Annotated in this window: 9 protein-coding genes; 5 read left to right on the top strand and 4 right to left on the bottom strand. The window is 67.4% G+C overall.

Annotation, left to right across the window (positions count from 1 at the left end):
* The first annotated feature begins 13 nt into the window (after window positions 1-13).
* Together ACVWWW_RS04485 and galE are read left to right on the top strand one after the other, a co-directional pair.
* The gene (locus ACVWWW_RS04485; RefSeq protein ID WP_027082376.1) at window positions 14-598 is read left to right on the top strand and encodes an NUDIX hydrolase; all 585 of its coding nucleotides are present in this window, start codon (window positions 14-16) and stop codon (window positions 596-598) included.
* 28 nt (window positions 599-626) lie between these two features.
* The gene (gene galE, locus ACVWWW_RS04480; RefSeq protein ID WP_027082375.1) at window positions 627-1,598 is read left to right on the top strand and encodes a UDP-glucose 4-epimerase GalE; all 972 of its coding nucleotides are present in this window, start codon (window positions 627-629) and stop codon (window positions 1,596-1,598) included.
* Window positions 1,599-1,655: 57 nt separating this feature from the next.
* Here galE and pip read toward each other — a convergent pair whose 3' ends face one another.
* The 4 genes from pip to ACVWWW_RS04460 form a co-directional block, all read right to left on the bottom strand.
* A complete protein-coding gene (gene pip / locus ACVWWW_RS04475; protein ID WP_027082374.1) occupies window positions 1,656-2,600 on the bottom strand; it encodes a prolyl aminopeptidase in 945 nt (314 codons plus the stop codon).
* Window positions 2,601-2,668: 68 nt separating this feature from the next.
* Window positions 2,669-3,481, bottom strand: coding sequence for a peptide chain release factor N(5)-glutamine methyltransferase (gene prmC, locus ACVWWW_RS04470; RefSeq protein WP_027082373.1), 813 nt, complete (start codon window positions 3,479-3,481; stop codon window positions 2,669-2,671).
* Window positions 3,482-3,506: 25 nt separating this feature from the next.
* Window positions 3,507-4,736, bottom strand: coding sequence for a GGDEF domain-containing protein (locus ACVWWW_RS04465; RefSeq protein ID WP_027082372.1), 1,230 nt, complete (start codon window positions 4,734-4,736; stop codon window positions 3,507-3,509).
* A 137-nt stretch (window positions 4,737-4,873) separates the two neighbouring features.
* A complete protein-coding gene (locus tag ACVWWW_RS04460; RefSeq protein WP_027082371.1) occupies window positions 4,874-7,558 on the bottom strand; it encodes a M1 family metallopeptidase in 2,685 nt (894 codons plus the stop codon).
* A 215-nt stretch (window positions 7,559-7,773) separates the two neighbouring features.
* Between ACVWWW_RS04460 and ahpC the strand changes: the two genes are divergently transcribed.
* The 3 genes from ahpC to ACVWWW_RS04445 all read left to right on the top strand — a co-directional run bounded on the left by ahpC (window position 7,774) and on the right by ACVWWW_RS04445 (window position 11,517).
* The gene (gene ahpC, locus ACVWWW_RS04455) at window positions 7,774-8,337 is read left to right on the top strand and encodes an alkyl hydroperoxide reductase subunit C (RefSeq protein ID WP_027082370.1); all 564 of its coding nucleotides are present in this window, start codon (window positions 7,774-7,776) and stop codon (window positions 8,335-8,337) included.
* A 176-nt stretch (window positions 8,338-8,513) separates the two neighbouring features.
* Window positions 8,514-10,109, top strand: coding sequence for an alkyl hydroperoxide reductase subunit F (gene ahpF, locus ACVWWW_RS04450; protein ID WP_027082369.1), 1,596 nt, complete (start codon window positions 8,514-8,516; stop codon window positions 10,107-10,109).
* 469 nt (window positions 10,110-10,578) lie between these two features.
* The gene (locus ACVWWW_RS04445) at window positions 10,579-11,517 is read left to right on the top strand and encodes a LysR substrate-binding domain-containing protein (protein ID WP_027082368.1); all 939 of its coding nucleotides are present in this window, start codon (window positions 10,579-10,581) and stop codon (window positions 11,515-11,517) included.
* Window position 11,518: the final 1 nt, after the last annotated feature.

Below are 11,518 nucleotides of genomic sequence, written 5' to 3'. Positions count from 1 at the left end.
AAGCCTGCAGACCATGACCGACGATCGCGACGCCCCGCTCGAAACGCTGCACGAAGGCCGCTGGCTGCGACTGGTCAAGCGCGGCCGCTGGGAATACGCCGAGCGCGTGCACGGCCATGGCATGGCGGTGATCATCATCGCGGCGACGCCGGACGACGAGGTGCTGTTCGTCGAACAGTTCCGCATGCCGCTCGGCAAGTCGACCATCGAAATGCCGGCCGGCCTCGTCGGCGACGTGCAGGACGACGACACGTTGATCGACGCCGCACGTCGCGAACTCATCGAGGAAACCGGCTGGGACGCCGCGCATCTCGAAGTGCTGCTGGTCGGCCCCACCACCGCCGGCATGAGCAGCGAGCGCATCGCGTTCGTGCGTGCCACCGGACTTGTTCGCGTGGGCGAAGGCGGCGGCATCGACGACGAAGGCATCACCGTGCACCACGTGCCGCGCACCGAGGCGCCGGCGTGGCTGATGCGAAAGTACGCGGAAGGCTTTGAAATCGACCTCAAGCTCTGGGGCGGGCTGTGGATGCTCGAGCGCAATCCAGACGGCTCGCCGCTCGCGCCTTCGCGGGCTGCTGACGATACCGCCGCCTAGAATCCGCACGCCTCACACGGAAGCGACCATGCACATCCTCGTCTGCGGCGGCGCCGGCTACGTCGGCTCGCACGCCTGCCTCGCGCTCTCGCGCGCCGGGCACGAAGTCACCGTCCTCGACAACATGCTCACCGGCCATCGCGAAGCGGTGCGCTGGGGACGCCTCGTCGATGCCGACATCCTGAAGCCCGAAACGCTCGACGCTGCGTTCGATCGCAAGGTCGATGCCGTCATGCATTTCTGCGCGCGATCGCTGGTCGGCGAATCGGTAATAAACCCGTACGCCTACTACCAGAACAACGTGACCGGCACGATCAACATGCTGGAGGCGATGCGTCGCCATGGCGTCGACCGGCTCGTGTTCTCGTCGACCGCCGCGGTGTTCGGCAACCCCGTCAGCGATGTGATCGACGAGACGCATCCGACGAATCCGATCAACCCGTACGGCGCGTCGAAGCTGATGGTCGAGCGCGTGCTCGCCGACGCCGCGAACGCGTATGGCCTGCGGTCGGTCGCATTGCGTTACTTCAACGCCGCGGGCGCGGCGGCGGACGAAGGCATCGGCGAATCGCATGAGCCGGAAACGCATCTGATCCCGAACGCGCTGAAGGCGGCGAACGGGGAAGGCGCGGGCCTCAAGGTGTTCGGCAATGACTACCCGACGCCCGACGGCACCTGCGTGCGCGACTACGTGCACGTGCTCGACCTCGCCGACGCGCATCTGCGCGCACTCGACTGGATGGCCCGCGAACCCGGCGCGCACCGCTTCAACCTCGGCAACGGCAATGGTTTCTCGGTGCTCGAAGTGATCGAGGCCGCGCGCAAGGTCAGCGGTCGCGACATTCCCTACGAGATCGGCCCGCGCCGCGCGGGTGATCCGCCGGTGCTGGTCGCATCGAGCGCGCAGGCGCGCGAGAAGCTCGGCTGGACGCCGAAGTTCGATCGCATCGAACCGATCATCGAAACCGCATGGGCGTGGCATCGCTCGCCGGCGTACTGATCGAACAAAAAAGGCGAGCTGCGGCTCGCCTTTTTCTTTGCAGCCGCGATGCAGTCGTCAGCTCGCGAAGCGATCCGTGGCGGCGATCAGCGCATCGATGTTCTCGACCTCGAACGCCGAATGCCCCGACGCCGGCGTGATCACCAGCTGCGCGAGTGGCCACGCCTGGTGCAGGTCCCATGCGTTCTGCACGGGGCAGACCACGTCGTAACGGCCGTGCACGATCACGCCGGGAATGTGTGCGATGCGGGGCGTGTCGCGCAGCAGCTGGTCGTCGGTTTCGAAGAAACCGCTGTGCACGAAGTAGTGGTTCTCGATGCGCGCGAACGCGAGCGCGAACTCGGCTTCGTCGTGCGCGGCGGTGAAGTCGGGGTCGTAGTGCAGGAACGATGTCGCGCCTTCCCACACGCTCCATGCGCGCGCAGCGGCGAGGCGCGTCGCCGGATCGTCGCTGGTCAGCCGCCGGTGGTAGGCGCTGATCAGGTCATGGCGTTCGACCGGCGGAATCGCGGCGATGTACTGCTGCCACGCTTCGGGGAACAGTCGCGATGCACCCTGCTGGTAGAACCATTCGAGCTCCCACCGACGCAGCATGAAGATGCCGCGCAGCACGAGCTCGGTCGCGCGATGCGGATGCGTCTGTGCGTACGCGAGTGCGAGGGTCGAACCCCAGGAACCGCCGAACACCTGCCAGCGATCGATGCCGAGCTTCTCGCGCAGCGTTTCGATGTCGGCGACGAGATGCCACGTGGTGTTGTTGATGAGGTCCGCATGCGGTGTCGAACGACCGGAGCCGCGCTGGTCGAACAGCACGATGCGGTACTTCGCGGGGTCGTGGAACTGCCGCATCTTCGGGCTGCATCCGCCGCCGGGGCCGCCGTGCAGGATCACCACGGGCTTGCCGTTCGGATTGCCGCACTGTTCGTAGTACAGCGTGTGGCGGTCGTCGACCTGCAGCATGCCGCTGTCGAAGGGTTCGATCTCGGGATACAGGCTGCGCATGGCGATCTGTCTCGGAGGAGTCCGGCAGTCTAGGCGCCCGCATTACGCGGCGGCATGTGCCGTCCGGGCTACGTTGCTCGGCCCAGCGTGACGCGATCGCGATGTTCGAGGTCCTGCGCGGTGTGCACCTCGACGAGGCCTGCGTCGACGAATATCCCGCGCACGGCGTCCCCCTGGTCACAGCCGTGTTCGACGAGCAGCCAGCCGTCCGCGACGAGATGCGCATGCGCACCGCCCGCGATCACACGGACGTCGTCGAGGCCATCGCGGCCCGACGCGAGCGCGGACGCGGGTTCGTGTCGCAGGTCGCCCTGCTGCAGATGCGGATCACCGTCGGCGATGTAGGGCGGGTTGCTGGCAATGACATTGAAGCGCTCGCCCGCCAGCGGTGCATACCAGCCGCCGTGGCGGAAATCGATGCGGTCGAGCTGCAGACGCATTGCATTGCGACGCGCGACGTCGAGTGCATCGGCGCTCGCGTCGGTGGCGATGACTGTCGCGCCCGGTCGCTCGCTCGCCAGCGCAAGCGCGATCGCGCCGCTGCCGGTGCCGAGGTCGACGATGCGCGCGTTCGACGCCGCATGTTCGAGTGCAAGTTCGACGAGACGTTCGGTTTCCGGGCGCGGGATCAGCGTCGCTGGCGTGACATCGAGATCGAACGTCCAGAAGCCGCGTCGACCGACGAGGTAGGCAACGGGTTCGCCGGCGACGCGTCGCTCGACCAGATGCATGAAGGCGTCGCGCTTCGCGTCATCGATGTCGTCGTCGCCGTGGGCGAACAGCCATGAGGCGGGACGGTCGAGCACGTGCGCCATCAGGTGCTCGGCTTCGCCGGCGTCGAGCCGCGTGCGTGCGTCGCGCAGCAGGGCGTCGATGCGCATGCGGCGGCTCCGGAAAAACGGGCGCTTATGGTACGTCGAGCACCACACCGTTCGCGGCGCCCGCGATCGCCGCGGCCTGCGCGGCCGACATCGCGACCACGCGGTTCCGTCCCTCGTCCTTGGCGCGATAGAGCGCGGCGTCGGCGCGACGCATCGCCGCCTCCCAGTCCTCGTGGCCGCGGACCAGCTCGGACACACCGAAGCTCGCGGTAACGGCGCGACCGATCGCGGGGATCGGCGTTTCGCAGATTGCGCGACGCAGGCGTTGTGCTACCGCGACCGCATCGTCGAGCGAGGTCGACGGCAGCAGCAGCAGGAATTCCTCGCCACCGAGGCGGAACGCGGTATCGACGTCACGCAAACCGCACGCGACACGCACGGCGGTTTCGCAGATGACGTCGTCACCTGCGGCATGGCCGTAGGTGTCGTTGACCGACTTGAATGCGTCGATGTCGACCATCACCAGCGCCAGCGGGGTGCCGTAGCGTTCGCTGCGGGCCTGCTCGCGCTGTGCGTAGTCGAACAGCGAACGTCGATTGAAGAGACCCGTCAGCGGATCGGAATGCACGAGGCGGCGCAGTTCCAGCTCCTTCGAACGGAACATCAGCAGCGCCAGGCCCATCGTCAGCACGGCGATGAAGACCAGGCCGAGCACGAAGACCAGCGTCTGGAACGGATCGCGGTCGAAGATGCCTACCGGCGTGCGGTAGACCAGCGCGTGCACGATGCGCATCGCGAGCACCGCGCTGTTGAACAGGAAGGACGCCGCGGCGAGGTTCTGGAAGCGCTCGCCATGCGAGGTGCCGGCGCGCCAGAGCATCAAGCCAGCCACGAGGTCGAGCGCAAGGTAGATCGGCGCCAGCACCAGCACGCGATTGGAGAGGACGGTCCACTCCTGCGGTGCGATGTAGCCAGCGCTTCCGGTCGCGATGGCGAGCAGCGCGAGTGGGAACCAGTACGAGCGCTTGCCGAGGAACACGCGCACGCCGGCGAGCAGCGAGACATGCACCAGCGTCACCAGTGCATTGGCGACGGCCAGCGATTCGCGGCGCGGCAACTGGATGTGGAAGCCGAGCGTCAGGTGGGCGAGCAGATGGGCGATGCCCGCGGCCAGGCCGGCGATGCCCCAGAACACCAGCGCGTCGTTGCGCATGCCGGCGGTGCGGATGCCGGCCATGGTCGCGGCGAGCAACAGCCCGGCCAGCCCCGTGACGAAGGCGAGCGTCGCGCTGTCGAGTTGGCCGATCAGGTCCATCCGGCTCCTTGGTTCCCGCCGGATGCGATGCAATGTTTGTGCCGAACGGCTGCTTGACGCGCCATCTGGCACCTCCGAACCGCCAAACGACGACGGGCGACCCGAAGGCCGCCCGTCGCGGGACAACTTGCCGGCGATCAGCGCGTCGCGAAGTCCAGCGGCATGCCGTTGCGGGCCTTCGCCTGGGCGGCGCAGAGGCGGATGCCTTCGACCGTCTGCTCCAGTTCGCGCGGGCCGCCTTCGACCTGCGCCATGCGCGGCGTGAACTTCGCCTGCAGGGCGTCGGCATCGGCATCGCTGCACATGCCGGCCGAGTACAGACGGACCAGCGACGCACCCGCCGGGGCGAGGCGCGCCTCGAGTTCGGCGAAATGCGCGTCGACCCAGTCACGCAGCGCGGTGCGCGTCGCCACCGTATCGGTCTGCCCGCCGACGATCGGGAAGATCTCGTTGCGACGCAGCAGGCCCTTCTCGAACACCAGCGCGCGGGCACGGTCGTCGAGCGCCGGCACGTGCGTCGCGCCCATCGCGGTCAACAGCTCGCTGCGCAGCACCGCGTCCTGACTGGCGCGGAAGTACTTCTCCGCGGCATCGAACGCGGGGGCGCCGCCTTCCTGCAGCGCGACGACGAGCGCGGTGTCGCGCAGGTCGCGTGCGGCAGCGTCGGCATGAAGCTGGCCGTCACCGTCGAGGCCCAGCACCTGCCGACCAACGCGGTTCATTTCCTTGCGCACCGCCGGGTCCTTCAGGTTGAGCGCGAAGAAGTCGACCAGCGAGCTGCGCAGCAACGCGTCGTCTTCCGCCTCACCGGGCTTCGGCGTCAGGCCGAGGCGTTCCAGGCGCGGGCGGTAGATCGCCGCGACTTTGGTATGGAACGCATCGCGCGCCTTGTCGTCGCCGAGCAGGCGTTCGCTCATCCATTCCGTCGACCCCATGCCGGCGGTCGCGGTCTGGCGCACGTTCGCGTTCGCGAAGCGCGGCAGTGCGGCGAGCAGCTGCGACGGCGTGAGCGTGCCCGCGCCGTACGCGGCGACGGCGGAGTCGGCGACCATGCGCTGCTCGCGTTCGTCGAGCGTGGCGAAGGCATCGTTGAGCGACGCCTGCAGCTTCGGCGAGAGCGCGAAGCGGTAGTAACCCGCGCCGTAACCGTTCGGCATCACCCACTTCGGGCAGCTCGTGGCTTCGGCGAGTTCCACACGCGACTGCGCGCCGGTGACCAGCGACTTCTGCTCGCGCACGGTCGTGCCGTCGGCGTAGCGGATGGTCATCGGGATGCCCCACTCGCCGGTCGCGCTGGCGGTCGAGCCGATCGGCAGGTAGCGCTGCTGCGTGATCGACAGTGCCGGCTTCGCGCCCGAGCAGTCGAGGTCGACCTTCACGTACGGCACGCCGGGCTGGTCGATGAAGCCGAAGAACGCCTTCGATACCGCGGCCGGATCGTTGCTCTGCGCAGCGACGGCGCTGATGAGGTCCGCGCTCGTCCCGTTGCCGCGCGCATGCGCCTTCAGGTAGTTGCGGATGCCTTCGCGGAACTTGTCCTCGCCGATATAGCGCTCGAACATCGCGAGCGTCGCGCCGCCCTTCTGGTAGGTGATGCCGTCGAACGCGGATTCGATGTCGCGGTAGTCGCGGATCGGCTCATGCACGCGGCGCGTCGACGCCAGGCTGTCCGCGCCCATCGCGCCGATCGCACCTTCCAGCAGGCCGCGGTCGGTATGCGCCTGCGGCTGCAGTTGGCCGTGGATCTTGTTGCCCATCCACGTCGCGAAACCTTCGTTGAGCCAGATGTCGTCCCACCAGCGCGTGGTGACGAGGTCGCCGAACCACTGGTGAGCAAGTTCGTGCGAGCTGGTGCCCCAGAAACTCTGGCGACGACCGACCGACGAGGTTTCGTCCGGGAACATCAGCGAATCGCGATAGACGATGAGGCCCGCGTTCTCCATCGCGCCCGCCCAGAAATCCGGCGCCGCGAGGTTGTCGAGCTTATCGAACGGATACGGGATGCCGAAGTAGTTCTCGAGCTCGGTGACGATCTCCGGCGTATGCGCGAGCGTGTACTTCATCTTGCCGCCCTGCCCGTTCGCGGCGACGCCGCGCAGGTGGACGGGCGTGGTGCGATCACCGTTCGGCGCGATATCCGGGCCGGGCACGACATCCCACGGGCCGACCGCGAACGCGACGAGATAACTCGGCAGCGCCTGCGTGCGCTTGAACGTCACCTTCTTCCAGCCGCCGGGCAGCGCCTCGGTCTTCGTTTCCGGGCCATTGGCGACGGCAACGTCGTCCTGCGGAACGATCAGCGTCATGTCCCAGGGCTGCTTGAAGCTGGGTTCGTCGAACGACGGAAACGCGGTGCGCGCGCCGAGCGGCTCCATCTGCGTCATCACGTAGTCGCGGCCGTCCGGCTTGACCTTGTACGCGCCCTGCAGTTCGCCGAACGGCGCGTCGAAGGCGATGTCGAAGGTCGCCTTGCCGGCGGGAAGTGGCGTCTTGGAAACGAGCTTCAGCACGCCCGACGGATCGGCCTCGGTCACCGTCAGCGGATACGCCTTCTTGCCGACATGCGCCTGCGCGCTGGCGATCTTCAGGCCGCGCCCATGCATCCACACCGTGTCGGTCGCTTCCGCGATGTCCGCATCGATATGCGTGCTGCCGCTGAAGTTCGCCTGCTTGGGATCGATCTTCAGTTCGAGCTGCACCAGCGTCGGCACGACGGTGCGCGGCAGCGGGCCAGTAGGGACGGTCGTATCGGCCGCCTGCGCGGCGCCACAGGTGGCGAGTGCGAGGGCGATGGCAAGGGCATGGCGGCGCGGTCGGTGCATCGGTGGTGCTCCCCGGAGATGAACTCCCGAGCGTACGGGGCCGCGCCCACCGGCCGCGTAGGTCGAAAGTCCCGGTTTCGCGGCGGCGGTCACGCTTCGAGCGGGCTCATCCATTGCCCCTGCCTATCGGCCGTATCGGATCAATCGATTTGATCGACCATCCGGTGGCCGATACGATGCTCGTCGGTCCATTTCCCCCATCCACAGGAAGTCGCATGTCCCTGATCAACAAGAAGGTTCCGGAGTTCAAGACCCAGGCGTTCCACAACGGCAAGTTCATCGAAGTCAGCGACAAGAGCCTGCAGGGTCACTGGTCGGTGGTCGTGTTCATGCCCGCCGCCTTCACCTTCAACTGCCCGACCGAGGTCGAGGACGCCGCCGAGAACTACGCCGAGTTCCAGGCGAACGGCGCCGAGGTCTACATCGTCACCACCGACACGCACTTCTCGCACAAGGTCTGGCACGAAACCTCGCCGGCCGTGGGCAAGGCGACGTTTCCGCTGGTCGGCGATCCGACGCACCAGCTCACCCGCGCGTTCGACGTGCATATCGACGAGGAAGGCCTCGCGCTGCGCGGCACGTTCATCGTCAACCCGGAAGGCGTGATCAAGGCCTACGAGGTGCACGACAACGCGATCGCCCGTGACATGAAGGAAGCGCTGCGCAAGCTCAAGGCCGCCAAGTACGTGGCCGAGCATCCGGGCGAGGTCTGCCCGGCCAAGTGGCAGCAGGGCGCCAACACGATCAAGCCGTCGCTCGACCTCGTCGGCAAGATCTGACTCATCGGGGACGCCGCGCGCAGGTCGCGCGGCGTCCATCGACGGCTGACGGCAGCGGCGTCGCACCGACGACACTGCCGCCAGCGTTCGAATCCTCCGCCATCCGCCGACGTCGCCTTGCGCGCCGTTGTGGCGAAGTGCGTCCTGCATTTTCCCGTTCGCCATGGAGTACACCCATGCTCGACGACAGCCTTAAGTCCCAACTCGCCGCGTATCTCGAGCGCCTGCAGCAGCCGATCCGCCTGGAAGCGTCGCTCGACGATTCCGACGCCTCGCGCGAGCTCGAAGGCCTGCTGCGCGACATCGCCACGCTGTCCGATAAGGTCGAATACGACCGCACCGACGACTGCGAGCGTCGACCGTCGTTCGCCATCGTTCGCGACGGCACCGATGTCGACGTGCGCTTCGCCGGCATTCCGCTCGGCCACGAGTTCACTTCGCTGGTGCTCGCGCTGCTGTGGGTGGGCGGCCATCCGCCGAAGATCGAAGACGACGTCGCGCACCAGGTGCGCCAGCTCGAAGGCGAGTTCCGCTTCGAAACCTACATGTCGCTCTCGTGCCAGAGCTGCCCAGACACGGTGCAGGCGCTGAGCCTGATGAGCGTGCTGAATCCGAACATCCATCACGTCGCGATCGACGGCGCGCTGTTCCAGGACGAAGTCGAAGCGCGCGGCATCATGTCGGTGCCGACCATCCTGCTCAACGGCCAACCGTTCGACCAGGGCCGCATGACGGTCGAACAGGTGCTCGCGAAGCTCGACACCGGCGCGGCATCGCGCGCGGCCGAATCGATCGCGACCAAGGACGCATTCGACGTGCTCGTCGTCGGTGGCGGCCCCGCAGGCGCGGCGTCTGCCATCTACGCGGCGCGCAAGGGCATCCGCACCGGCGTCGCCGCCGAACGCTTCGGCGGCCAGGTGCTCGACACCATGGCGATCGAGAACTTTGTGTCGATGTCGTACACCGAGGGCCCGAAGCTCGCGACCGCGCTCGAACAGCACGTGCGCGACTACGAAGTCGACGTGATGAACCTGCAGCGCGCGACGAAGCTCGTGCCCGCCTCGCAGCCCGGCGGTCTGATCACCGTCGAGCTGGAGAACGGCGCATCGCTGCAGTCGAAGTCGGTGATCGTCACCACCGGCGCGCGCTGGCGGCAGATGGGCGTGCCCGGCGAAGACCAGTACCGCAACAAGGGCGTGGCGTACTGCCCGCACTGCGACGGCCCGCTGTTCAAGGGCAAGCGCGTGGCGGTGATCGGCGGCGGCAATTCGGGTGTGGAAGCGGCGATCGACCTGGCCGGCATCGTCGCGCACGTCACGCTGGTCGAGTTCGATTCGAAGCTTCGCGCGGACGACGTGTTGCAGCGCAAGCTGCGCAGCCTGCCGAACGTCGAGGTGATCGTGAGCGGCCAGACCACCGAAGTGATCGGCGACGGCGCGAAGGTGACCGGCCTGGTGATGAAGGATCGCGCATCGGGCGGTGCACGCACGATCGAACTCGAAGGCGTGTTCGTGCAGATCGGCCTGCTACCCAACACCGAATGGCTGAAAGGCACCGTCGAACTCACCCCACGCGGCGAAATCGTCATCGACGACCGCGGCGCGACGAGCATCCCCGGCGTGTTCGCTGCGGGTGACGCGACAACGGTGCCGTTCAAGCAGATCGTGATCGCGATGGGTGCAGGTGCAACGGCAGCGCTGAGCGCGTTCGATCATCTGATCCGGACGTCGGCGCCGGCGGAGCAGTCGCAGGCGCAGTCGCAAGCGGCGTGAAATTGCGCTTGCGATAGCGCCGCCGCGCGCGACGCGCTTGGAAAGCTACGTAGCCCGGGTAAGCAAAGCGCACCCGGGATCGGTTGCGGGTTGGCGCCGCGCGCGCGGACGGCCCCCGGGTGCGCTTCGCTTACCCGGGCTACGCGCTTGCTTAGCCACAACAGTCGAACCAATCGTGAGACCCGAAGGGCGGCGCGCAGGACGCGCGCCGTCCGCACCCGAGCCAGGATGGCGAGTGTGCGGATCGCCGAAGACTGACCCGGTCGCGAGCTGTAGATCCGTCGGGGAAGGTGCTTTCTTTGGTTACTTTCTTTGCACCAGCAAAGAAAGTGACTCGGGCGCGACAGCGCACGAAACGCCTGTGCCCTGACCCGCCAAGCGACATCGCGCCGCATGCCGCCTATCGATGCAATGAATCGATCCACCGCTTTCGATGGAAACCCGCCCCCACCGGCCCTACCATCAAGCAATGAACCTGCGTGACCTGAAATACCTCGTCGCCCTCGCCGACCACCGCCATTTCGGCCGCGCCGCGCAGGCGAGCTTCGTCAGCCAGCCCACCCTCTCCACCCAGATCCGCAAGCTCGAAGACGAGCTCGGCGTCTCGCTGGTCGAACGCGCGCCCCGCCGCGTCATGCTCACGCCCATAGGCCGGGAAGTCGCCGAACGCGCCCGCGGCGTGATCGCCGAAGTCGACCAGATGATCGAACTCGCGCGTCGCAGCCGCGATCCGGAAGCCGGCAGCGTACGACTCGGCCTATTCCCCACGCTCGGCCCCTACCTGTTGCCGCACGTGCTGCCCGGCGTTCGTGCGCGCTTCCCGCGCCTTGAGTTGTTGCTGGTCGAAGAGAAGACCGACCAGATCCTGCAGCGACTGCGCGACGGCCGCCTCGACGCCGCCATCCTCGCGTTGCCGCTGCACGACGACCAGCTGCGTATCGAGCCGCTGTTCGACGAACCCTTCGTGCTCGCCGCGCCGCGCACGCATCCGATCGCCTCGCGCGGCACGCTGCATGGCGACGACCTGCGCGATGCGGATCTTCTCCTGCTCGAAGAAGGCCATTGCCTGCGCGACCAGGCGCTGGACGTCTGCCGCCTTGCCGGCGCGGGCGAGCGCCACGGTTTCCGCGCTACATCGCTCGAAACACTCCGGCAAATGGTTGCAGCCGGCGTCGGCATGACGCTGCTGCCGATGCTCGCCGTGCAGCCGCCGGTGCCACCGTCGCCGGACCTAGTGCTATTGCCGTTTTCCGGTGACGTGCCACATCGGCGCATTGCCATGGTGTGGCGACGCAGTTCCGCGATGAGTACGTTCCTTGAGCAGCTCGCGGCGGAATTCCGTCGGTTGCCGGACGGGCTGCTCACGCCACCCGCGGCGAAGCCCGCGCCGCGACGTCGCAAGAGCTGAC

The organism is Lysobacter sp. HA18 (assembly GCF_054057595.1).
The sequence above is the reverse complement of the archived record's forward strand: the minus strand, read 5'-3'. Positions and strand labels throughout refer to the sequence as shown.

What these genes read in the sequence shown, in the direction of transcription:
- ACVWWW_RS04485 (WP_027082376.1), top strand. Translation starts at nt 14, where the DNA reads ATGACCGACGATCGCGACGCCCCGCTCGAAACGCTGCACGAAGGCCGC.
- galE (WP_027082375.1), top strand. Translation starts at nt 627, where the DNA reads ATGCACATCCTCGTCTGCGGCGGCGCCGGCTACGTCGGCTCGCACGCC.
- pip (WP_027082374.1), bottom strand. Translation starts at nt 2,600, where the DNA reads ATGCGCAGCCTGTATCCCGAGATCGAACCCTTCGACAGCGGCATGCTG.
- prmC (WP_027082373.1), bottom strand. Translation starts at nt 3,481, where the DNA reads ATGCGCATCGACGCCCTGCTGCGCGACGCACGCACGCGGCTCGACGCC.
- ACVWWW_RS04465 (WP_027082372.1), bottom strand. Translation starts at nt 4,736, where the DNA reads ATGGACCTGATCGGCCAACTCGACAGCGCGACGCTCGCCTTCGTCACG.
- ACVWWW_RS04460 (WP_027082371.1), bottom strand. Translation starts at nt 7,558, where the DNA reads ATGCACCGACCGCGCCGCCATGCCCTTGCCATCGCCCTCGCACTCGCC.
- ahpC (WP_027082370.1), top strand. Translation starts at nt 7,774, where the DNA reads ATGTCCCTGATCAACAAGAAGGTTCCGGAGTTCAAGACCCAGGCGTTC.
- ahpF (WP_027082369.1), top strand. Translation starts at nt 8,514, where the DNA reads ATGCTCGACGACAGCCTTAAGTCCCAACTCGCCGCGTATCTCGAGCGC.
- ACVWWW_RS04445 (WP_027082368.1), top strand. Translation starts at nt 10,579, where the DNA reads ATGAACCTGCGTGACCTGAAATACCTCGTCGCCCTCGCCGACCACCGC.